At 35.5% G+C, this 24040-nt stretch carries 25 protein-coding genes; 7 read left to right on the top strand and 18 right to left on the bottom strand.

The window, feature by feature from the left end:
• Positions 1-11: 11 nt before the first annotated feature.
• From SHYC_RS09540 to SHYC_RS09580, 9 genes are all read right to left on the bottom strand, one after another.
• Entirely contained in the window at positions 12-752 is a 741-nt protein-coding gene (locus SHYC_RS09540) for an alpha/beta hydrolase (protein ID WP_039646652.1), read from the bottom strand.
• Positions 753-904: 152 nt separating this feature from the next.
• A complete protein-coding gene (gene secG / locus SHYC_RS09545; protein ID WP_037566707.1) occupies positions 905-1138 on the bottom strand; it encodes a preprotein translocase subunit SecG in 234 nt (77 codons plus the stop codon).
• A 67-nt stretch (positions 1139-1205) separates the two neighbouring features.
• The gene (locus SHYC_RS09550) at positions 1206-1673 is read right to left on the bottom strand and encodes a hypothetical protein (protein WP_039646654.1); all 468 of its coding nucleotides are present in this window, start codon (positions 1671-1673) and stop codon (positions 1206-1208) included.
• A gap of 299 nt (positions 1674-1972) precedes the next feature.
• A complete protein-coding gene (gene eno, locus SHYC_RS09555) occupies positions 1973-3277 on the bottom strand; it encodes a surface-displayed alpha-enolase (RefSeq protein ID WP_039646656.1) in 1305 nt (434 codons plus the stop codon).
• A 140-nt stretch (positions 3278-3417) separates the two neighbouring features.
• A complete protein-coding gene (gene gpmI, locus SHYC_RS09560; RefSeq protein WP_039646658.1) occupies positions 3418-4938 on the bottom strand; it encodes a 2,3-bisphosphoglycerate-independent phosphoglycerate mutase in 1521 nt (506 codons plus the stop codon).
• A 1-nt stretch (position 4939) separates the two neighbouring features.
• Positions 4940-5701 carry a triose-phosphate isomerase gene (gene tpiA / locus SHYC_RS09565; protein ID WP_039646660.1) on the bottom strand — a complete coding sequence of 254 codons (762 nt, stop codon included), beginning with the start codon at positions 5699-5701 and terminating at the stop codon, positions 4940-4942.
• Between the two features lie 61 nt (positions 5702-5762).
• Positions 5763-6953 carry a phosphoglycerate kinase gene (locus tag SHYC_RS09570; protein ID WP_039646662.1) on the bottom strand — a complete coding sequence of 397 codons (1191 nt, stop codon included), beginning with the start codon at positions 6951-6953 and terminating at the stop codon, positions 5763-5765.
• 191 nt (positions 6954-7144) lie between these two features.
• Complete coding sequence (gene gap, locus SHYC_RS09575; protein ID WP_037566696.1) at positions 7145-8152, bottom strand: type I glyceraldehyde-3-phosphate dehydrogenase; 1008 nt, start codon at positions 8150-8152, stop codon at positions 7145-7147.
• A gap of 148 nt (positions 8153-8300) precedes the next feature.
• Positions 8301-9317 (bottom strand): sugar-binding transcriptional regulator, encoded by a 1017-nt coding sequence (locus SHYC_RS09580; RefSeq protein WP_039646664.1) that lies wholly within the window; start codon positions 9315-9317, stop codon positions 8301-8303.
• Between the two features lie 289 nt (positions 9318-9606).
• On the opposite strand from SHYC_RS09580, the gene SHYC_RS09585 reads away from it, so the two are divergent.
• Positions 9607-9864 carry a hypothetical protein gene (locus tag SHYC_RS09585; RefSeq protein WP_039646665.1) on the top strand — a complete coding sequence of 86 codons (258 nt, stop codon included), beginning with the start codon at positions 9607-9609 and terminating at the stop codon, positions 9862-9864.
• Between the two features lie 54 nt (positions 9865-9918).
• Here SHYC_RS09585 and SHYC_RS09590 read toward each other — a convergent pair whose 3' ends face one another.
• Complete coding sequence (locus tag SHYC_RS09590) at positions 9919-10557, bottom strand: DUF4887 domain-containing protein (protein ID WP_052257846.1); 639 nt, start codon at positions 10555-10557, stop codon at positions 9919-9921.
• A 552-nt stretch (positions 10558-11109) separates the two neighbouring features.
• On the opposite strand from SHYC_RS09590, the gene SHYC_RS09595 reads away from it, so the two are divergent.
• Entirely contained in the window at positions 11110-12012 is a 903-nt protein-coding gene (locus tag SHYC_RS09595) for a TIGR01777 family oxidoreductase (protein WP_039646667.1), read from the top strand.
• 104 nt (positions 12013-12116) lie between these two features.
• On the opposite strand, the gene SHYC_RS09600 is transcribed toward SHYC_RS09595, so the two are convergent.
• Positions 12117-12605, bottom strand: a complete 489-nt coding sequence (locus SHYC_RS09600; RefSeq protein ID WP_039646669.1) for a GNAT family N-acetyltransferase — start codon at positions 12603-12605, stop codon at positions 12117-12119.
• Between the two features lie 202 nt (positions 12606-12807).
• Between SHYC_RS09600 and SHYC_RS09605 the strand changes: the two genes are divergently transcribed.
• Positions 12808-14313: a M4 family metallopeptidase gene (locus SHYC_RS09605; RefSeq protein ID WP_039646671.1), complete on the top strand. Its 1506-nt coding sequence runs from the start codon at positions 12808-12810 to the stop codon at positions 14311-14313.
• Between the two features lie 213 nt (positions 14314-14526).
• Here the strand turns inward: SHYC_RS09605 and SHYC_RS09610 are convergent, their stop codons facing one another.
• The gene (locus tag SHYC_RS09610; protein ID WP_039646673.1) at positions 14527-15333 is read right to left on the bottom strand and encodes a VOC family protein; all 807 of its coding nucleotides are present in this window, start codon (positions 15331-15333) and stop codon (positions 14527-14529) included.
• Positions 15334-15499: 166 nt separating this feature from the next.
• On the opposite strand from SHYC_RS09610, the gene SHYC_RS09615 reads away from it, so the two are divergent.
• Positions 15500-15703 carry a TM2 domain-containing protein gene (locus SHYC_RS09615; protein ID WP_039646675.1) on the top strand — a complete coding sequence of 68 codons (204 nt, stop codon included), beginning with the start codon at positions 15500-15502 and terminating at the stop codon, positions 15701-15703.
• A 49-nt stretch (positions 15704-15752) separates the two neighbouring features.
• On the opposite strand, the gene SHYC_RS09620 is transcribed toward SHYC_RS09615, so the two are convergent.
• Entirely contained in the window at positions 15753-15953 is a 201-nt protein-coding gene (locus tag SHYC_RS09620; RefSeq protein ID WP_037567914.1) for a cold-shock protein, read from the bottom strand.
• Between the two features lie 411 nt (positions 15954-16364).
• Here SHYC_RS09620 and SHYC_RS09625 point away from each other — a divergent pair, with 411 nt between their 5' ends.
• The 3 genes from SHYC_RS09625 to clpP all read left to right on the top strand — a co-directional run bounded on the left by SHYC_RS09625 (position 16365) and on the right by clpP (position 18387).
• Complete coding sequence (locus SHYC_RS09625; RefSeq protein WP_039646677.1) at positions 16365-16949, top strand: hypothetical protein; 585 nt, start codon at positions 16365-16367, stop codon at positions 16947-16949.
• Positions 16950-17174: 225 nt separating this feature from the next.
• Positions 17175-17414, top strand: a complete 240-nt coding sequence (locus tag SHYC_RS12640) for a tyrosine-type recombinase/integrase (protein WP_158484666.1) — start codon at positions 17175-17177, stop codon at positions 17412-17414.
• 391 nt (positions 17415-17805) lie between these two features.
• Positions 17806-18387 (top strand): ATP-dependent Clp endopeptidase proteolytic subunit ClpP, encoded by a 582-nt coding sequence (gene clpP, locus SHYC_RS09635; protein WP_039646679.1) that lies wholly within the window; start codon positions 17806-17808, stop codon positions 18385-18387.
• 38 nt (positions 18388-18425) lie between these two features.
• Here clpP and whiA read toward each other — a convergent pair whose 3' ends face one another.
• The 5 genes from whiA to SHYC_RS09660 all read right to left on the bottom strand — a co-directional run bounded on the left by whiA (position 18426) and on the right by SHYC_RS09660 (position 24039).
• Positions 18426-19370, bottom strand: coding sequence for a DNA-binding protein WhiA (gene whiA / locus SHYC_RS09640; RefSeq protein ID WP_039646681.1), 945 nt, complete (start codon positions 19368-19370; stop codon positions 18426-18428).
• A 136-nt stretch (positions 19371-19506) separates the two neighbouring features.
• The gene (locus tag SHYC_RS09645; protein ID WP_039646682.1) at positions 19507-20514 is read right to left on the bottom strand and encodes a gluconeogenesis factor YvcK family protein; all 1008 of its coding nucleotides are present in this window, start codon (positions 20512-20514) and stop codon (positions 19507-19509) included.
• On the bottom strand, positions 20501-21424 hold the full coding sequence (gene rapZ, locus SHYC_RS09650; RefSeq protein ID WP_039646684.1) for an RNase adapter RapZ: 924 nt from the start codon (positions 21422-21424) through the stop codon (positions 20501-20503). The genes SHYC_RS09645 and rapZ overlap by 14 nt, the downstream gene beginning before the upstream one ends.
• Before the next feature lie 170 nt (positions 21425-21594).
• Positions 21595-22539 carry a thioredoxin-disulfide reductase gene (gene trxB, locus SHYC_RS09655; RefSeq protein WP_039646686.1) on the bottom strand — a complete coding sequence of 315 codons (945 nt, stop codon included), beginning with the start codon at positions 22537-22539 and terminating at the stop codon, positions 21595-21597.
• A 63-nt stretch (positions 22540-22602) separates the two neighbouring features.
• Entirely contained in the window at positions 22603-24039 is a 1437-nt protein-coding gene (locus SHYC_RS09660; RefSeq protein WP_039646688.1) for a tetratricopeptide repeat protein, read from the bottom strand.
• Between the last annotated feature and the right edge of the window lies 1 nt (position 24040).

Genomic DNA, 24040 nt, shown 5'->3' on the forward strand with positions numbered 1-24040 from the left:
ATGCTAAATGACTAATTCGTCCAATCTAGTGATTCTAAAAATTGATACACTTCCTCAAATACTGCTTCTTTTTCTTTATCAATCGTGATCACATGGCCTGAATTTTTGTACCATGATAAATGTTTATCCTCTGATGCTGCTTCATTATAAATAATATTGGCTGAATCTGTATTAATCATTTCATCATGTTCAGATTGGATCACGAGGAGCGGTTCGATAACGTCTTCAACGTGATCTCTCACACCTTGAATCGTATCTTGTAGTTCACGTAACGTACTCGTTGGTTTGAAGGCTTGCATTTCTCTCTCTATTGTTGCCTCATCTTTGCCTTCATATTTTTTGAATTGGCGTGCATACTCTAATACCCCTTCGTACATTGACCCTTCAGTTTTAATGTACATCGGCGAACACATCGTCACAATTCCCTTAACATCACGATTTAAGCTTAATTTTAGTGCAAAAACACCACCAAGGGACAAACCTGCAACCGCAATTTCATCATAACCTTGTTCCACCAAATAATCATAACCATCCAATGCATCTTTATACCATACGTGAGGACTCGACTTCAAAATTTCTTCTGGCGGTGCTGCATGTCCTTCGTAGTGAGGTGCGTAAGACGTATATCCTTTTTTTTGTAAAAAACGCCCAAGTTGTCTTACATCAGAACTATTCCCTGTAAAACCATGTAATAACAACACTGCACGTTTGCCTTCTTCAAATAAGAAAGGCTTTGGTAATTGAATTTTCATTCATCATTCCGTCCTTTCAAGTCACATCTAGTTCTATTTTATAGTTTCAACAGTGGCGCTACAAATAAAAAAGCCCGACTTATCAACTGTCGGACTTAGATTTTCTAAACGGTCGAAATTGTTAACTCTATTTTTAACGTTTACCGTCAGACTTATAAATTAAAGTAACTGATACCTAACATTAATACAAAGAAAATAATTGAAAGTACAATTGTCAATCTATGCAAAAATAAATCTACACCACGTTGTTTTTGTTTACCAAATAACTGTTCAGCTCCACCACTGATGGCACCTGATAAGCCATTACTTTTACCTTCTTGTAATAAAACAACTGTGATGAGTGCGATACAGTCAATAATTAGTAATACAACAAAAAATGTGTGCATCAGATTGTCCTCCATTCATCATATACGAAGGTATTCTACCACATTTAGAGCCTTTACACAACTTTCATTAACGATTGAACGTTGATTTACGCTTTATACTCACTGTAATCATAAAAACAGCTAAAATGAGTGAGCCTATGCATACAATGATGTATGGAATTAACGCGAAGAATCCTTTTACATTTAGAATGGCAGCGTACAATATTGGCGGATTAAGTAGCGCATTAAATAATTGGGATATAAAAACTGCAACCATAAACCACCATAAATAGGGATGTTGGTATTTCATTGCGACGACACCAGCAGAGTATGCAAGGATATATAAAATACCTGTATACCTTAAACTATTATTAATCGCATTAATCGCATTTTGCGAGATACGATTTCCAGAGTGTTCTAACATATAGCTAATGACTTGTCCATCAACAATAATAACTTGATGAATCACGAGACATACCGCAAATAAAAATGAAATATATGCCAGTAGACGACCAGTATGGGCCGCACGTGCCTCAGGGGATAGGTTTTGATCCATTTTAATGAGCTCCTTTATCTAATTCACTTAATGATATTATATCAGGTTAACACGTTCTATGAAACGACACATCTAGATGCTTTTAGAAATGCTTTCATTGTTACTGTCCCACTATTTGGCCCGGAGTAATTCAGGTCATAAGACCCTTTGAATATTGGTCTCACTTCCAACTCTGATTGCTCGGCTCTCACAGTTAGTACGTGCATAAGAAAACCCTCAAAACTCATTTTTATTAAATGAATTCTGAGGGCATCTAAGCGAAGTCTATGCTTCAAACAAATTTCTATAATAATTTAAGCTTATTTATCTAAATTATAGAATGCGTTTAAACCTTCATATTTAGCTGTTTCATAAAGTTCGTCTTCAATACGTAATAATTGGTTGTATTTTGCAATACGGTCTGTACGAGATAATGAACCTGTTTTAATTTGACCAGCATTTGTCGCAACAGCGATATCTGCAATTGTTGTATCTTCCGTTTCACCTGAACGGTGTGATACTACTGCTGTGTAGCCCGCTTTTTGAGCCATTTCAATTGCTTCAAATGTTTCAGTTAATGTACCGATTTGGTTCACTTTAATTAGGATAGAGTTACCGATGTGATTGTCGATACCTTTAGCAAGAATTTCTGTGTTTGTTACGAATAAATCGTCACCTACAAGTTGTACACGATCACCGATTCGCTCAGTTAATAGTTTCCAACCTTCCCAGTCGTTTTCATCCATACCGTCTTCGATAGAGATGATTGGGTATTTGTTTACTAATTCTTCTAAATAATCAACTTGTTCTTCTGCAGTACGTTTAGCGCCTTTATCGCCTTCAAATTTCGTGTAGTCATACACACCATTTTCGTAGAATTCAGAAGAGGCACAGTCGAAACCTAAGAAAATGTCTTTTCCTGGCTCATAACCCGCTTTTTTAATAGCTTCTATGATTGTTTCAACACCGTCTTCTGTTCCTTCGAATTTAGGAGCGAAACCACCTTCGTCACCTACTGCTGTAACTAAACCACGAGATTTTAAGATTTTAGCCAATGCGTGGAATACTTCTGCACCCCAACGTAACGCTTCTTTAAAACTATCTGCACCTACAGGTAAAATCATGAACTCTTGGAATGCAATTGGTGCATCAGAGTGTGAACCACCATTAACGATGTTCATCATCGGTGTAGGTAATACTGTTGCGTTAAAGCCACCTAAATATTTGTATAAAGGTTGTCCTAAGAAATCAGCTGCTGCACGCGCTACCGCAATAGAAACACCTAAAATCGCGTTAGCACCTAATTTACCTTTGTTTGCAGTTCCATCTAATTGAATCATCATTTTATCGATTGAAACTTGTTCTAAAGCTGAAAATTCACCTTCAATAATTTCTGGTGCGATGATTTCATTAACATTTTCAACAGCTTTTTCTACACCTTTACCAAGGTAACGTTCAGTATCGCCATCACGTAATTCAACAGCTTCATGTTCACCTGTTGAAGCACCTGATGGTACTAAAGCGCGACCAAACGCACCACTTTCTGTTAAAACTTCAACCTCTACTGTTGGATTTCCACGTGAATCAAGTACTTCGCGAGCATAAACATCCGTAATAATTGGCATAATATAAAATCTCCTTTTTCCTGATAGTATTTACTGTAACAGTGATGCAACAGAGCTTAGAAACTTAAACACACTCTATTACAAACTGGTTACATGAGTTCATCTTCATTATAACTGGTTTTCAAATGGACTCAACTATTTTAATGCTTAATTAAGCTTTCACCTGTCATTTCTGCAGGTTGTTTTAAATTTAATAAATCAAGTAATGTTGGCGCAAGATCACCTAAACGGCCTGTTTCACGTAATTCTACGCCTTCTTTCGTCACAATTACTGGGACTGGATTAGTCGTATGCGTTGTCATCGGCTGATCATCATCTGTTAACACTTCATCCGAGTTACCATGGTCAGCAGTAATAATCGCATAGCCATCCATTTCTAAAATTTTATCTACGACAGCACCTAGACATTCGTCCACCGCTTCGATAGCTTTAATAGTAGGTTCTAACATCCCACTGTGCCCCACCATATCTGGGTTCGCAAAGTTTAAGATGATTAAATCAAGATCGCCTTTAGCTAATTCTTCAAGTAATGCATCTTTGACTTCATAAGCACTCATTTCAGGCTTTAAGTCATACGTTGCGACTTTAGGTGAATTGATTAGACGACGGCGTTCACCTTTGAACTCTTCGTTTTGTCCACCATTCATAAAGTACGTTACATGTGGGTATTTTTCAGTTTCGGCTATACGTAATTGCGTTAATCCGTTGTCTTGAGCAACTTCGCCGATTGTATTCGTTAAATCTACTTTTTCAAATACAATTTCTGCATCAACATTATCATTATATTTTGTAAATGTAGCATAGAATAAATCATTTACACGTTCGACTTCAAAACCATTGAACGCTTTATCTGTAAAGATTTCAGACAGTTGACCTGCACGGTCTGGACGGAAATTATAGAAAATAACCGCATCACCATCGTTCACACCGTTATTTTGATTTTCAACTACAAATGGAACGATAAACTCATCCGTTAAATCTTCAGCATAATTTGCCTCTACACCTTCGCGTGCTGATGCATAGCGCGGTGCTGAATCAAATGCACGGATGGCATCGTATGCTTTTTGTTCACGATCCCAACGTTTGTCTCTGTCCATCGCATAGTAACGTCCAGCTACGGATGCAAATTGTCCTACACCAATTTCTTTGAATTGTTTTTCAGTTTCATCAATATATATAAGTGCTGACTTTTGATCTACGTCACGTCCATCTAAAAAGGCATGGACATATACCTTGTCTAAACCTTTTTTCTTCGCAAGTTTTAAAATTGCGAAAAGGTGTTGATAATGACTGTGTACGCCACCATCGGACAATAATCCAAACACATGGAGCGCTGATTGGTGTTGTAATGCATGCGCTATAGCGCGATTTAAAACCTCATTGTCGTAAAAGTCGCCATCTTCAATCGATTTGTTAATACGTGTTAAACTTTGGTACACGATACGACCCGCACCGATATTCATGTGACCTACTTCAGAGTTACCCATTTGACCTTCTGGTAGACCTACATCTAAACCACTTGCTTCGATTTGCGTCGTAGGATATTTTTCATAATAACGGTCAAAATTAGGTTTATGCGCTTGCTTAACAGCGTTACCATGGACTTCATCTCTATTCGCAAAGCCATCTAAGATAATAAGTGCTGTTGGTTTTTTTGCCATATTATTTCGCACCTTCTAACAATTGAACGTAGTCGTCTACTTTTAATGAAGCACCGCCAACTAAGGCACCATCGATATCAGTTTCAGCCATGTATTCTTTAATATTGTTTGGTTTTACGCTACCGCCATATTGAATACGTACAGCTTCAGCTACATCTTTACTCGTAAGTTTTGCGATTTTTTGACGTACTGCGGCACACATTTCGTTTGCATCTTTTGCTGTAGATGATTTGCCAGTTCCAATCGCCCAAATTGGTTCATATGCAATAACGACTTGTTTCACTTGGTCATCAGATAAACCTTCAAGTGCTTTTTCAACTTGACCTTCCACAACGTCATTTGCTTTACCATTTTCTCGCTCTTCATCACTTTCACCAACACAAATGATTGGTGTCATACCATGATTAAACACAGCATGTGCTTTTTTATTAATATCTTCATCTGTTTCATGGAAGATATCACGACGTTCAGAGTGACCAATCACAACATAGCTTACGCCTAAATCTTGTAGTGCTACAGGTGATGTTTCACCAGTAAACGCACCACTTTCTTCGTAAAATGTATTTTGAGCTCCGATTTTCAAACCTGGTGCTACACCTGATTGCGTAAGTGAAATTAATGCATCTAATTGAATCGTAGGCGCACAAATTACTGCCTCTACTTCATTCGTATCTGGTAATGCTGGTAATGCATTAACAAAATCTTTTGCTTCTGCAACTGTTTTATTCATTTTCCAGTTACCTGCAATAATTGGTTTTCTCAATTAAAACACTCCTATTAGTAATTCATACTTTATTTAAGCATTCATTACCTCTAAATTTTTGTTATTTATTTGCTATTGCTTTAATACCAGGTAATTCTTTACCTTCTAAATATTCTAAAGACGCGCCACCGCCGGTAGAGATGTGTGTAAAGTCTTTTTCAAAACCAAGTTGCATTGCGGCCGCTGCTGAATCACCACCACCGATAATTGTTGTCGCATCTTTTAATTCTGCAATTGCTTCGCATACACCAATTGTACCTTGCGCAAAATTGCTGAATTCAAATACACCCATCGGTCCATTCCATACAACAGTGTGCGCACCTTCGAGTTGTTTTTTGAATAATTCAACAGATTCAGGTCCAATATCCATAGCTTCCTGATCTACTGGGATGTCATCTATAGACACTGTTGAAATCGCAGCATCATTCGAAAACTCTTTTGCAACTTTACCATCAACTGGTAACACAATTTGGTCGCCAGCTCGTTCTAATAAATCTTTTGCAAAATCGATTTTATCAGCTTCAAGCAATGATAAACCGATTTCTTTACCTTGTGCTTTTAAGAATGTATATGCCATACCGCCACCGATAAGTACTTTGTCGGCAATTTTAAGTAAGTTTTCAATAACGCCAATTTTGTCAGATACTTTAGCGCCACCTAAAATGGCTACAACTGGCTTATCTGGATTTTCAACGACACCACCGATAAATTTAATTTCTTTTTCCATTAAGAAACCTGCAACAGTTTCTAAATGAGTAGAAATACCTACATTAGATGCGTGTTCACGGTGTGCTGTACCAAATGCGTCATTCACGAAAATATCGCCTAATGATGCCCAATATTTACCGAGCTCGCTATCATTTTTAGATTCTTTTTTACCATCTAAATCTTCGAATCGTGTATTTTCAAACATTAAGACATCGCCGTCATTAAGTTTTTTAATTGCTGATTCTAATTTTTCACCACGTGTTTCTGGAATAAACGTAACATCTTTATTTAACTTTTCAGATAATCTTTTCGCTACAGGTGCCAATGTAAGCTTTTCTTTATCACTTTCTTCTTTAACTTTGCCTAAGTGAGAGAATACGACAATTTTTCCACCTTGTTCAATAATATATTGTAACGTTGGCAAAGCTTGGACAATACGGTTATCATTCGTAATTTCCCCATCTTTCATAGGCACGTTGAAATCCGCGCGCACTAAAACAACTTTACCTTTTAACGAAACATCTGTTACATCTTTTTTAGCCATAATATTCCTCCTCAAAAACACTCGTTATTTTAAAATAAGCGGAGAAGCGTTGTGCTCCTCCGCTTACTATAAGCTAAATTTCAGTTAGAAGCACGTACATTTAATACTTGCTTAACTTTTATCAGTTAAGAGAGTGGCAAACGCCATTAAAATGCGTCAGTCCTACCCCTTTTAGTATATTATAAATCTAATTATTTAGCATGACTTGCTAAATATTCTAACGTACGTACTAATTGTGCTGTATAAGACATTTCGTTATCATACCAAGATGCAACTTTAACTAATTGACGATCGCCAACAGTCATAACGCGTGTTTGAGTTGCGTCGAATAATGCACCAAACGTCATACCTACAACGTCAGAAGAGACGATTTCATCTTCAGTGTAACCGAATGATTCATTAGTTGCATTTTTCATTGCATTGTTAACTTCTTCAACAGATACTTCTTTTTCTAAAACAACAGTTAATTCTGTTAATGAACCTGTAGCAACTGGTACACGTTGCGCGCCACCATCTAATTTACCAGCAATTTCTGGAATAACTAAACCGATTGCTTTTGCAGCACCTGTTGAGTTAGGGATGATGTTTTCAGCAGCTGCACGTGCACGACGTTTGTCACCTTTTCTGTGAGGTGAGTCTTGCGTATTTTGGTCACCTGTATAAGCGTGAATTGTAGTCATTAAACCTTCAACAATACCAAATTCATCGTGTAATGTTTTCGCTACCGGAGCTAATGAGTTTGTAGTACAAGACGCACCTGAAACAACTGTTTCTGAACCGTCTAATTCTTCATGGTTAACGTTATATACAATTGTTTTAAGATCACCAGTACCTGGTGCTGAAATTAAGACTTTTTTAGCGCCTGCTTCAATGTGTGCTTCAGCTTTTTCTTTAGATGTGAAGAAACCAGTACATTCTAAAACAACATCTACTTCTAAGTCTTTCCAAGGTAATTTAGATGGTTCTGGTTCAGAGAATGATTTCACTTCTTTACCATTTACGCGGAAACCACCATCAATTACATCTACTTCTTCAGTAAAACGTCCTTGCATCGTGTCATATTTTAATAAATGTGCAAGCATGTCGTCGTCAGTTAAATCATTGACAGCTACTACCTCAATGTTTTCTACGTCTTGAATTCTTCTAAATGCTAAACGACCAATTCTACCAAATCCGTTAATTGCTACTTTTACTGCCATGTTAATGGCCTCCTTTAATGATATTTAAAAAGTGATATACGCCCCGACTGTTAAACTTGTTTCTCTGAAACAGTCCATTCATTAAGTCTTGAAAACAAGCTCAATTCAGCATTATTTATAAACCACTTTTTACTTATTTTTTTAATAATTATTGCTCAACAATCATTTTTGCTGCCTCTTCATCTGTAATTAACACAGTGTTTTTAGGCGCTATCTTGAGGTAAGCTTTCATTGCGTTACCTTTCGAATAACCTCCCGCTACAGCAAAATTATGCTCTTTCATACGGACTTCTTCTAATTGAAGTCCTATCGTGTTGACTTTGTGAATGATTTGGCCATGTTCATCAAAATAGTAACCAAATGCCTCACCCACGGCATTATGATGTTGAAGTTTCTCTATCAATTCTGGCGTAGACTGACGTCTCTTAGCCATTTTCAGCGCATCACCAATACCATGTATTGTAATTTTTGAATCTTTAATTTTCTCTAATGTTTGTATCACTGCAGGTTCTTTAAGTAAATTCTGATACGTGAGTTCACTAACATTGTCAGGAACATAAAGCGTTGTGTAACTGCCACCTGTACGATGTGCCATGGTTGAACAAATGGTGTTTGCTTGGAATACTACATTTTCGCCAAGACCACCTCGTGCTGGAACGAATAAAACATCAAACGGCAATGGTGACATTGCATCACTTACCGATGCCATCGTAGAGCCACCTGTAACAGCAACAATTGCATCATTATATAATTGTTTTTCTAACAATTGGCCTGCGATACGCCCAATTTCTACTTTAACGCTTAAATCATTATCACTATTTCCTGGTACCACATGAACTTCTTTAATTTGATACAAATCTTTAATTTGTTTCGCCAAACTGTGGTAATCAGTATAGTTATTAAAATAGACATTGAGTTCATTTAAAACGTCGATACCAACATGAGTTAACGTCATTCCTGTTGATTTGACTGAAATTAAATCTTGTACTTTTAAAAGGTCCGTTTCAGAACGTAAAACACGTTCTGTAAGATTCAATTTATCACTAAGTGTTCGACGTCCGACAGGTTGATACTTTTGGATGGTGCTTAAAATTGAGAAACGCCGATACATCTTGTCTACCAAATCAGGAACAATCTTTTGCTGCACTTGAATGATGTTTTTCAAGAGGCATGCCTCCTTATTAGTGAAACAGGATGGTCATGTATGAGCCAAGCGTTGACAAATTCAGTCCCATTCGTCACAAAAAAATATAACCTGTTTACATTTTTAATCATACTATGGTTGAATTAAAAATGCAAGTCAAAAACAATCCCACCATAAAAAACGTTGGACAAATAACGTCCCTTCAGAGTAATGTCTATGAACATCAACATACACATCCAGTGATGCATGAGTCAATATGTGAGCGGGTATGTAATTTACGTGTATAATCTTTTGTATAAGGAGGTTCAAAATGAGATATTCAAATGACAAACCTGAAGTTATAGATCCAGATGATCCTCGATATAGAAGACCGGATGATTTTAACCAACACAATGGTAGACATAACGACCAAGATTTTTACAATGGTCGCTATCAGGACTACAATAATAATGAAAGACATATATATTATCGTTCATACGGCTGCACACCAGGGTGCTTTCCAGGTTGCTTATTTTCAATCATCTTATCTATTATTCTCACCCTACTATTAAATATGTTTTTATCTTAAAAAAACCCCTTGAGCTATCATTTTCTAACCATTGCTCAAGGGATTTTCATATATTTATGGTTTGACCGTTTGTGTAGTTGTTGTTGAACGTGTTTGGGCTTGTTCGTTAGATGTCTCTCTTGTAGTTGTTTGTCGTGAGCCATTATGATTTGTTTCAGTTGACCGTCTCGTTTCATTAGATGGCTGAGGTGATTTGTTTTCTGTAGATGGTTCCGCTGTTGATGGTGGCTCATTTGTACGTTCTTGCGTTGGTTTTTGTTCTGATGAAGGTTTTTCTTTAGGCTTTTTATCTTCTTTTGTAGGTTGTTCAGTCGTTTGTTGTCTAGTTTTATTACGTTGCGCTGCTTCGATAGATGCTAACCGTTCTTGTTCAAGTGATGCTTGTCGTTCTTGTTCAAGTGATGCTTGAATAGCTTGTTGTTGCTCTAAGCTCGCTTCTTGTTCTCTTTTTTCTTTCTCTCGTTGTTGGCGCGCCTTTTCTTTTTGAGCTTCTTTTTGCTTTTGTTGTTCCTCAACTGACTTATCATGAAGACGTTCATTTCCTTTATGTGATTGGTCGACAAAGGAAAATATCGCGAAAATCAAACCGCCAATCAATAGTAGAATGATTATTATACTCAAACAACCTGTGGCCATTTTTTTCTTCCGATTCCCATCATGTTGAGCTGGAAATTGTTGGTTGTTCAACCCCATAATCTAACCTCACTTTATTATACTGACATTGCGCAATACGATGTGATGACTTAGAATATTTCTGTTATTTGCTCATTGCCTATTTTCCTATACAGTATGTTTCATTATAACAATTATCATACTAAAAATAAAAATAAACGTTTACCCTTAACCTCATATGAAATTTATTTATGCATTTGTGTTTACGCTTTGAAAAAATAAGGAACATAATAATTAAGATTCGTTAGTATTAGGGGGGTTTCATGTTGAAATCTATTTTACGTATGATTATTCGAGTAATAGTGATAAAATTAATCTCAAATTTCTTCAATAAAAAAAGATAAGGCCAGAATGCTGCATCATTCTGGCCTTTCTTAACTAAAGGGAGTTAAACCTTCGTCGTATATTATGGGGTATACGCTAACTAAGAGATGGGTTAATAAACCTATTTTCGAAGGCAATTTCATTATAACGTAGTTTGTGAAAAAATAAACATAATAAGTTGTTATATTTTTGATAGAATCTTGACAGTTTTTTGACCTCTTTATGAACGTAAAAAAATGGAGGGATATTATGACAAATATTTTAGTAACTGGCGGGACTGGTTTAGTCGGTACTGCCCTCGTAGATGCATTATTGAAAGAATCAGACAACAATATCTATATTTTGACACGTTCTAATAGAACATCTGACCAACGCCGTGTCTCTTATATTAATTGGAAAAATGAAAAGTGGGAAGTCCAAGTGCCTGATATCGATATCGTCATTAATCTTGCAGGTGCTACCTTAAACAAGCGTTGGACGGCCACGCACAAACAACTTATGATGACCAGTCGCATTCAAGCTACACATGCATTATTTGAGTTATTTGAAAATCGAACGCATCAACCAAACATCTTATTTAATGCCAGTGCCATGGGCTACTATCCGCCGTCCAAAAAAGATGCTTACACCGAATACTATAAAACCTTGCCCCATGATTTTTTATCTGAGATTGTTTATCAGTGGGAGCGTGAAGCTGATCATTTTTCAACGTTAGGCACTCGTGTGATTAAAGGTCGTTTCGGATTAATATTATCCCATCAAGGTGGTGCATTACCGATGATGGCTCTGCCATACCAATATGGTGTCGGTGGTAAAGTTGGCGATGGTAAGCAATGGTATTCATGGATTCATATCAATGATTTAGTACAAAGCATTTTATTCTTAATTAAGCATCCTGATGCTCAAGGTGTCTATAATCTCAACGCCCCACTTCCGGAAACTCAAAATGATTTCGGCATTGCGTTAAGTCGCGCATTACATCGCCCCCATTATACACGCGTACCTACTTTAGTGATGCGTATAATATTAGGCGAAATGTCGACACTTATTTTAGATACGCAATATATGGTACCTGAACGTATTCAAATGTTAGGTTTTAAATTTGAATATCCTGAATTAAATTCCGCACTTCACGCTATTTATCAAAACTAGCTTGTCATACAACGCTTAAATGAATGACGTCTTCAAAGGTGAATCCATTTACTCTGAAGACGTTTTTTATTATATGCTCATTTAAAAATCAAACGTATGTGTTGTTATTTTAACAATAATTGGTAAAATGTTAGGTCTAACCATCGATTAAATTTATAACCGACTTGCTTGAGTGTGCCAGCCGCTTCAAAACCGTATATTTCATGCAGATGAATACTTCCTTGATTCGCAGCATCAATACCCGCAATCATCGTTTTAAACCCCTTATGCGTTGCATCTTTTATCATGTATTCAAGCAGTTGCGAGGCAATGCGTTTCCTCCGATAAGATGCACTAACGTATAATGAGTGTTCTACCGTATATTGATATCCCGGCCAATTTCGAAATGTACCATACGTGGCAAAACCTGCCACATCACCATCTATGTCATAAACCCAAATTGGCCACTGACCATTCACTTTATTCTCAAACCACTTTTCACGTTCTTCTACTGTGGTTTCATGATATGTATATACTGCCGTCGTATTAATAATGGCGTCATTATAAATTTCAGTAATTGTTGCAATATCCTCTTTTGTCGCTTCTCTAATCATATAAACACCTCATCTGTTAAATTTTCAAATAATTTTGAATAAATAATATATTAAGCGCTATCATAACGCCTCATGCCATTTAGATATATTGTATTATGGGAAACCACAGAGTGTGAAGCAATTCTTTATCTTAAAATATGTTTATTATTTATTCCATAACTTATGATATAATAAAATTATCTTTTAATTAGGAGGTTTTTATATGTATCAAAAACTTGGAGTTTGTGCATTATCTTTATCTCTTTTAGGTACCGTCTACACACCAACTGCTGGGGCTGAGTCTGTAGCACCTACCGACCAAATCACTGTCAAAAATAAGGCTGACGTGATGAAAGCACTCAAGCAAATAGCACCAGACAAAGGCATTAAAAATTACAACAAGTATTACAGCATTAAAAAAGAACAAAAGGATGATATGGGTTATACACATTACACACTTTATCCTAAAGTGAAAAACCACATTGCTAAAGACCGCGAAGTGAAAGTGCACGTTGATCCAAAAGGTAAAGTAGTAATGGTTAACGGTGAAGTTAAAGCACCGGAAGTAAAACCTAAAAATGACGTTTCGCTAAGCAAAGAGGATGCTGTAAACGATGCTTTTAAAGCTGTGAAATTAAATCGTAATGAAGCTAAAAACGGTAAAGACGAAGTTGTAAAATCAAATGAAGTTGTCATTAATGGTGATGAAAACAAATTTGTTTATGAAGTCGAAATCACAACCATTGATCCACAACCATCACATTGGAAAGTCCAAGTTGATGCCAAAACAGGTCAAGTAGTTGAAAAGCAAGACTTAATTAAACATGCTGCTGCAACTGGTACGGGAGTGGGTGTCCGTAACGATCGCAAACAGATTAATATTAATTCAACATCAGGCGGTTACACATTAGAAGACGTTACACGTAACGGTGTATTATCTGCATATAGTTATAATCAAAGCACAGATACTGCAAACTTAATTACAGACAAAGACCGTACGTTTGATGCAAATGATCAAAAAGCTGGAGTAGATGCAAACTACTATGCCGGTAAGGTTTATGATTACTACAAGAATGTTCATAATAGAGATTCTTATGATGACAAGGGAAGTCCTATTCAATCGATTACTCATGTAAACACATTCCAAGGTGAAGATAACAGTACAAATGCTGCTTGGCTAGGTGATAAAATGATTTACGGTGATGGTGATGGCCGTGAAATGCATAGTTTAGCTGCTGCTAATGATATCATTGCGCACGAAATCACACACGGCGTGACTCAAGAAACTGCTGCTTTAGTTTACCAAGACCAGCCAGGTGCATTAAATGAAAGTTTTTCTGATGTATTTGCATACTTCATTGATTTCGAAGATACGTTATTAGGTGAAGACGCTTACATCAATCCAGGTCCAAATAAAGCTTTCCGTAGTTTTAGTGACCCAACAAAATTCAATCAACCTGCTCATATGAAAGATTATAAACATGTACGCTATGACAATGGTGGCGTTCATATTAACTCAGGGATTCCAAACAAAGCTGCATATTTAACAACTCAAAAGTTAGGTAAAACAAAATCAGAAAAAATCTACTACCGTGCACTTTCACAATATTTAACTTCTACATCTCAATTTGCAGACGCTAAACGTGCCCTTGAACAATCTGCTCAAGATTTATACGGTGCATCTGCAAAACAAAAAGTTACAGAAGCATGGAACGAAGTTGGTCTTTAAGACTAAAATGAATTTTTGCGTTTAAAATTTTTAAATATATACACTAACTCTATTTTCCTAATACACCTTCATCACAAAAATTAAAAACATATCCGTTTATTTGAATTATGACGCTTTGTATGCACATATATCCCCAACAAATGCATGTCACTATTCAAGTAAAGACTTCCCACATATTCTCAAATGTTTATGTTGGAAGCAAAAGCTGAGGCATTAATTTGTCTCAGCTTTTGTATTTGAAGCCATATTGATGGTCATGATGAGCCCTTCAGGCGTCGATAAGGATTGGGTTGTAGCATCATATTTTACAATATTAAAAGACGTCAAACCATACGTTTCATTTGCTCTAATCCTTTTACTATATGACTGCCAAGTATTGAGTGCAATATGGTGATGATATCGATGATCCGACATAAACACCGCCTTTGGAAACGTTGATACAAGTTTAAAACCCATCGATTCATAAAATTTTTTTCCATTTTCCAAATCTGCTGCTTTTAAATGTAAATGACCAATTCGTGCACCTGTCTTCATACCTTCCCATATCGTATCATGTGCGTGTTGTAAAATACCGGCCACATCTAATGGTAATGTGTCCATTTTTACATTTTCTTGGTTCCATTCCCATTCTGAAAAAGCTCTATCCACATATACTTCTATACCATTTCCTTCATAATCATTAAAGTATATCGCTTGGCTCACTAAATGATCACCACCACCAAAACGAATGTTGTGTGAGTCGATATGTCTCATAAACGCACCCAATTGTTCCACACGGTCTAATAACAATGCGAGGTGAAACAACCCCACTTCATGTGATTTTGCCGTACGTCCATTTTCGAGTAGGTTTAATACGAGTTCATCACCAGAATCTCCTATTGCTAATACCAGTTTAGAAGCTGTTTCGTATTTTATTGGCATCCCAAGTATCGTATGATAAAACGTCTTTTGATTGTTGAAATCTTTTACATTAATAGTAATCCGATTGACATGCATTGTATTAGAATTATGAAAATTCATATCATCACCTCTCCAATGATTGTGGTATATTAAATATACCACAATGGGTAGTGATTTTCTCAAATAACACACCTATTTACCATTTTAGGAGCAATTAAATAGCAATTACGGTTCGTTTCATTTATATTTGATATAAATAATTCTCAATTTATAAAGGAGGATTTTTATGTATGTAAATAAATTAGCCTATATTTTATTAGCATTCTTTTTAGGATCATTTGGAATCCACAAGTTTTACGCAGGTAAACCGATTCAAGGTCTCTTGCACATTGCATTCTTTTGGACTGGTATTCCGCATATCATTGCTATCATTAGTGGTATTTTAGTTTTACTTAAACCTGCAGATGAATATGGTCGTGTATATGTATAAAAAAGACCGTGTCGAATTTTCTTTCGACACGGTCTTTTAATTATATTTATTACATTTTTACTACGTTAGCAGCTTGCTCGCCACGGTCACCATTAACGATTTCAAAATCAACGTTTTGACCTTCTTCTAAAGATTTGTATCCATCTCCAACGATTGCTGAGAAATGTACGAATACATCGTCACCATTTTCTCTTTCGATAAATCCAAAACCTTTTTCTGCGTTAAACCATTTTACTGTACCGTTATACATATAGAATACCTCCGTTGTGCATCATGCACGTTTTATTTGTAAAAAAAATTCATTCATTAAAAGGAGTATATTCTAAATAATAAACTTCAATCAATTTCACGATCTTTTATTACGATAAAGTTAACTATACACGCAATTTGACCAAATGTAAAGAAAAACTTTAAATTCTTGTATTTTTTTCTCTTTACACTCCAAAAACCCTCTCTAATATAATTATAAATCATTCTTTTCTTTTAACGTTATTATGTATAAACAATCTGATTATGAACTATAAGAAACAATACAACATTTTATAAGAAAACACTAATATTGATGCGCTTTTTTTGATATAATCATTGTGACCCACATTCTTAAATTCTGTTTAAATTTGTGGACATATACCAAATCATTACATATTAAGGGGTTAAAATTATGAAAATGAAACAACTCGCAATAATCAGTTTATCGAGCTTATTAGTATTAAGCGCATGTGGTCAAAATGACTCAGGCCAAAAAGATGTGAAACAAGAAACACACCAAAAAGAAGATAAGCTAAAAAAATACAAAGAAAATTTAAATACGTTTGTTAATAAAGATCTTGATACTTATAATCAAACCATCGACAAGTTATCAAATTTAGACTTGAGCAATAAAGACAAAATAGTCAAAGAATTTAAATCAGTCTCACAATCTTTAGATGAGTCAAGAAAAAATTATGAATCTAATAAAATTGAAGCCAAAACACCAGAGGCTTTAAGTAAAATCGAATCTAGTTTTCTAAATTCAAACAAGTCCGTTTCTAAAGGATATAATGGTATCGCAACAAATTTAGATAAGTTCTTTAAAAATGAAATTTCTGAAAAAGAATTTACAACAAATATGAAAAAATATGAAGAAGAATCTAAGAAAGTAGATATGAACAGTATTACTTTAGAAGATATTAAAAAACATTTAGGTGAGAACACTGCGAAAAAATACGAAAAAGTTCAAAAACGTATTTCAGAAATGAATGAATAATATATTGATTAGCACACATTCTAAAGAATGCTGTGCTTTTTTTATTACTTGATTATCACCTGTTTTACATATTGGCGATTCATATAAAAAAGCGCTCGCATTCAACAACGAAAGGTAAGCGCTTTATAATAATCATATTTTTGCTACACGTCACCTAGACACGTTCAAATTGGACGTGACGATATGTAACACTTAATTAATTACATTAAAAGTACCCCTATCGACTTGAGTGGTTATGTATTTGCAGAATTCAGCAAAGTGATTAGCAATGCTGCGGTCAATAAGACGTTAGGTGAGTTATGCGCGCGATTAAACACTGACAAACGCAAATCTCATTCATTAAGACATACACACTGCTTATTCTTATTATCACAAGGTATTTCTATCTATTACATTTCAAAAAGACTAGGGCATAAAAATATAGATACCACACTAAAATATTATTCTCATTTACTTGAAGATTAATACGAAACGGAATCAAAATTAGCGAGTAATGTCATCAATAATTTGAGACCAAAAATGTAACCATTTTATTTAATTTGGGGTAACATTATAGAATAACGTGAGTAATTAAAAAATCGCTATAGTCCTTAACATTACAACGACCATAGCGATTTTGAGATTATTTAAAAGTATTTAAAATTGGTTAAATAGCCCCCTCGAGAGGAATCGAACCTCTATTGTAAGAACCGGAATCTTAAGTGTTATCCATTACACTACGAGGGGTTAATAGTATTAGATTGGTAAAATAATTTCTAATGCCTTAAAATCAATTAAGATACAAATGTTTATTTTTTGACCATTTTTGACTTTTAAGTTAAAATAAGTTCAAAGCTATTTATAGGAGGAAAGAGTTATGAATTTAATTCCTACAGTAATTGAAACAACAAACCGCGGTGAACGCGCATATGATATTTACTCACGTCTATTAAAAGATCGTATTATTATGTTAGGCTCTGCGATTGATGACAATGTCGCAAATTCTATTGTATCACAACTTTTATTTTTACAAGCACAAGATGCTGAAAAAGATATCTATCTTTATATTAATTCTCCAGGTGGTAGTGTAACTGCTGGATTTGCAATTTATGATACGATTCAACACATTAAGCCAGATGTACAAACAATTTGTATTGGTATGGCTGCATCAATGGGTTCATTCCTACTGGCAGCGGGTGCGAAAGGTAAACGTTATGCATTACCAAACGCTGAAGTGATGATTCACCAACCATTAGGTGGTGCGCAAGGTCAAGCAACTGAAATTGAAATTGCAGCGAACCACATTTTAAAAACACGTGCGAAGCTAAATAAAATTTTATCTGAACGTACCGGTCAATCAATTGAAAAAATACAAAAAGATACAGACCGTGACAACTTCTTAACTGCTGAAGAAGCGAAAGAATACGGCTTAATTGATGAGGTTATGCAACCCGAATAATAATCACAAGCGAGCGATCCTATAGATGGCTCGCTTTTTTATACTTCAAATGGTTCACCATTTCTAATTTTATCTGCCATTTCATTCAATTTACGTAATCGATGATTGATGCCTGATTTAGAAATCGTACCCGTACTCACCATTTCTCCCAATTCTTTAAGAGATACATCCTGGTGTTCAATTCGTAATTTTGCAACCTCACGTAGTCGATCAGGTAAATTATCTAAACCAATTTCTTGGTCAATTAATTCAATACTCTCCACTTGTTTCATAGCAGCACTAACTGTTTTATTTAAATTCGCCGTCTCACAATTCACCAGACGATTCACTGAGTTACGCATATCTCGAACAATACGTACATCTTCAAATTTCAAAAGTGCTTGGTACCCTCCGATTAAACTTAAAAATTCAGCGATACGTTCCGCCTCTTTAATGTATGTAATCCATCCTTTTTTTCTCTCTAATTTTTTTGCATTTAATTCATAATGATTCATTAATGCAGTTAATCCTTCAGAATGCCCTTCATAAAGGGAGAATATCTCTAAGTGGTATGATGAAGTTTCTGGGTTATTAACTGAGCCACCTGCTAAAAATGCACCCCGTAAATAACTCCGTTTCATCTCATCGTCTTTTACCATTTCGTCATCGATATCGTGACTAAACATGCCGTCCTTTAAAATGCCTAGTTCATCTAATATTTCTTTTGTTTTCATTTTAATGCGACAAATGTATATATTGTTTTTCTTTAATTTCATTTTTTTACGCACTAATATTTCCACTTCTACGTGAAAAACAAGTTTTATTAAAGAATAAATGCGTCGTGCTGTCGTAGCATTTTCAGTTTGAATATTAATAACGAATTGTTGGTTCGAAAAATTTAAAGCTCCATTCATTCGAATCAATGCGCTGAGCTCTGCTTTTGCGTTGTTCGCATCTATTTCTATACGGGTTAATTCATTTTTCATTTCGGATGCAAAGCTCATAGTTATCGATTCCTCTCTTTAACATTCATTAACTTTAATCACATTCTTTTTTCTTATTGTAACACGGATTTGTTGAAGCGAGTGAGTGTAATGAAAACTGTTTTCACCTTTTTAAATGAACACTTTGAAACGACTGTTATCTTTTTCGTCGTTTTTTAATACGATTAGGGTCAAATTTAATCGTACTGATTTCTTCAAGGGCAATATCATAAATCATATCCGCCAATACATCATTACAGTGACGTACGTGATGATTTTCCGATATTTGTGCCAAATCTTTACCTGTCACTAATTTAATACCACTTTTCAAAAGCTCATTTGCATCATAATAGACAGGTCGTGCCCCTTTTTGCTCATACTTTTCCAAAATTTCTTTTGAAAACGTAATTTCGTTCGCAATGACAAAATCGATGACATGATGACCTAACTGTTGATGGATGGCGTCAATGTGATCTAGAACAGAATACCCATCTGTTTCACCTGGTTGCGTCATAATATTAGACACGTACAGTTTTTTGGCTTCACTTTCAACAATCGCATTTGCAATCCCTTTTACACATAAATTTGAAATGACACTTGTATAAAGTGATCCTGGTCCCAAAACAATTAAATCTGCTTCTAATAAGGCTTCAACTGCTTCATCCATAGGTTCTGCGTTTGCCGGTTCTAAAAAAACACGCTTAATTTTTTTATGTTTACTTGGTATGTTTGACTCCCCTACAACAATTTCGCCATCTTCCATCACAGCGTTAAGAGATACACTAGATATTGTAGAAGGAATCACACGCCCTTTTATATTCAATATTCTACTGAGTTCCTTTATCGCATGACCAAAATCATCGGTGATATTGGTCATTGCTGCGATAAGGAGGTTGCCTAACGAGTGCCCGCTAATTTTATCTTCTTCAAAGCGATATTGAAAAAGTTGCTCTAACGTAGGTTCGACATCACTTAATGCCGCAAGCACATTTCGCACATCACCTGGTGCTGGAATATCCATTTCATGTCGTATTTTTCCTGTACTGCCACCGTCATCAGCGACAGTAACAATACATGTAATATCTATTGGAAACTTTTTCAAGCCTCTTGCAAGCACCGACAACCCTGTGCCGCCACCAATTAATACTATTTTAATTTGTTTCATGCTTATCGCCACTTTCAATATGTGCGTCTCTATGATGCACATGAATATCATAATCAAAGTGTTGCCTTAAATCTTCCGATAGACGTTGTGCTAATGCAACGGAACGGTGTTGTCCACCTGTACATCCAATTGCAATAACAAGTTGTGACTTCCCTTCTTTTTTATACCCTGGAATCATAAACAGTAATAAATCTAATAACTTTTCATAAAATGTGTTTGTTTCTTTCCACTTCATAACGTAATTATAGACGTCTTCATCCATGCCTGTTAAAGGTCGCAATGATTTCACATAATATGGATTAGGTAAAAAACGAACGTCAAACACTAAGTCAGCATCGATTTGTATCCCATGCTTAAATCCAAAACTTTGTACATTAATAGTAAACGTTGGATGATTCGATTTATTGAAGTATTCATATACACGTGAACGCAATTCTTTCGGCTTTAAATGTGTCGTATCGACGTTATAATTTGCCATACTTCGAATATCCGATAATAAATTACGTTCCTCACTAATTGCTTCTACTAACGTTAAATTATTTTGATCTTGTAATGGGTGTCGACGTCTTGTTTCTTTATAGCGTGATATTAATTTTTCAGTCGTTGCGTCTACAAATAGTACATCCGTAATAACATTTTTACGACTTAAAATATCATCAATTTCTTTAACTAGCGATTTAAAAAATTCGCGTCCTCTTAAGTCAATGCCAATAGCCACCTTTTGTAATGTCGGATTTCCTTGTTCCATCAATTCTACAAATTTTGGTAACAAGATCGGTGGTAAATTATCGACACAAAAATAACCTAAGTCTTCTAAACTTTGTATCACAACTGACTTTCCAGCCCCCGACAACCCAGTGATCACTAATAATTCGCTTTTGACGATTTCATTTTTTTCTTCATGTTGCATACGTATCCACCATCCAATCATATTCTATTTAAGTGTACATGAAATCCTACTTCAGTAGTAGCATTTAAGTAAAAAAAGAGTGCATCAGCTATCACATCATGTTCATCTGATGGACTGATCCACTCTATCCGTATATTTAGTTAAATTGAAAGGGTCATTTCATGCGCACATTAAGCTTCTGCTTTATCTTTAAGTTCTTCAATATATTCTTGAACACTTTGTGCTGCAATACTGCCATCACTTGTTGCCGTAACAATTTGTCGTAAGCCTTTCTCTCTCACGTCACCCGCAACATAAATCCCTTCCACTGCAGTACTCATATCTGGATTGGCGACAATGTAACCTGCCTCATTTGTAATACCTAAGTTGTCGAATGGTTGTGTTAATGGCTTCATACCGATATAAATAAATAATCCATCAGCATCCACTGTTTGTTCAGACCCATCTTCAGTCGATACAAGTGTAAGTGAACCCACCTTGCCATCTTTTTCGTTTACAGATTTTAAAGTATGGTTCCAAATAAAGTCGATTTTTTCATTTTTAAACGCACGGTCTTGCAGAATTTTTTGTGCACGTAATTTATCACGACGATGCACGATAGTAACTTTATCCGCAAACTTTGTTAAAAATGTCCCTTCTTCAACTGCCGAATCTCCGCCACCAATGACATAAACATTTTTATTTTTAAAGAATGCACCGTCACACACAGCACAGTAACTTACGCCTCTACCACCAAGCTCCGATTCACCTGGCACACCAATTTTTTTATATTCCGCACCCGTCGCTATAATCACGGCAGTCGCTTCAACTTGACTAGAGCCTAAATCAATCACTTTATAATTGCCTTTATCTTCAATGCCTTTAATGTCACCGTATTTATACTCGGCACCAAATTTTTTGGCATGTTCAAACATTTTAGCAGATAAATCCGGTCCTGAAATCATTTCAAATCCTGGGAAGTTTTCAACCTCTTCAGTATTTGCCATTTGACCACCTGGCATACCACGCTCAATCATTACTGTATCTAAATTCGCACGTGAGGCATACACTGATGCTGTCATACCTGCTGGACCCGCTCCGATAATCGCAACATCATATCTTTTTTGTTCTGACATAGATGACTCCTCCTCTATTCTTTATCATTCGCATTTTACACCATTTCGAGCTTAAATTTGAAGCTAAATGCTCAATAAATGCGCCAACGCACTTTCGAGCATATCTTCTGAAACGTTAAACATTTTACTTAATTGTGATTTCACCATCGATTGATCAGACATATTAAAATATAAATAGCTTACTGCCGCGGTATATGCAACCACATTATCAGTATCCACATCTGTTTCAAGTAAAGATTCCGCATAATTAATCCAACTTAAAAATAATGCAGACTCATCTTTTGTTTCAGACAGTTCATATAATTGCTTCATCCCGTTATGGATAAAATTCAACTTTCTCAATTGTAATCCCTGAATTAGATATGATAAGTAAAGTTTTTCGTAATCACCCATATCTTCTAATATTGCCCAAACTTCTTTGGTCATCAGGACTTCTTTACCATTAAGTTGATGCAGTAAAAACACCCCATATAGACGTTGATGTGCGTCATCACTCGTAAGTAACGGTGCAATATTTTCATTAAAATACGTCTCACTTGTATCCATAATCCAAGGTGGCACCCCTGGGTTCGCTTTTGAAAAATCTTGTAACTTTTCCCAAAAATGTTCACTTTGAGATGTTTGGCCTAAATAATAATAATTAAACGCCAACGCATGAAACAATTGAAATGTTTGAAAACTCCCTTTTCGATGAAGGGGTAACAGTAATTGTTGAGAAGCTTCATATTGTTTCAAATAACTTAACACGATGCCTAATTTAAAGGATTGTTCGTCATTCATTGGAATAATTTTATTTAAAACTTTAATATAATGAGTAAATTGTTTAGTTTCATTCATGTTATATAAGAGTAACGTATAGTGACATAACGCATGTACATCAGAGTCATCTTCTTCTAACAACGTCTCAAACATTACTTTCGCTTTGTCATTTTCATTGAGATACAGATAACACATTGCTAAAAGATTTCGTACGACCCTATGATTTTTAATGTGTTCTTTTTGATTCAAAATATATTCACGTGCATCAAGAAGTCTTCCTTGACCAAATAAATATTGAAATATGATTTGGGTTGCGAACAGTTCACTTTCTAGTTCTAACTGTGCATCGCCCATATATGTCACTTCAAACATTTGTTCCAATTCTTCACGATAATCGCCATCATCGGTCAGAAATGCATAGCGTAACCCAAATAAATAAGCTTTATTGGGTTCATTTAAATCGATGTTCAGTTGACTCAGTTCATAAAAACATGTTTCAATGTCATATCCTTTACTAATCGCTTCGTAATAAATAGACTCTGCTTTTTTAGGTTCGTGTAGTTTAACAAAACACGTTGCAAGTTGTTGTTTTGCATCAAAATTGTCAGGTGACAATTCTAACACTTTATCTAGATGTTTTTTTGCTCTAACATAATCTTGTTGCAGCATTTTTTGTTGTGCTAAACGTTCATACAACGATACGTCAGTACCGAGCTGAATAATTTTATGATGTTGTGTCATC

It is taken from the genome of Staphylococcus hyicus, assembly GCF_000816085.1.
Lineage (GTDB): Bacteria > Bacillota > Bacilli > Staphylococcales > Staphylococcaceae > Staphylococcus > Staphylococcus hyicus.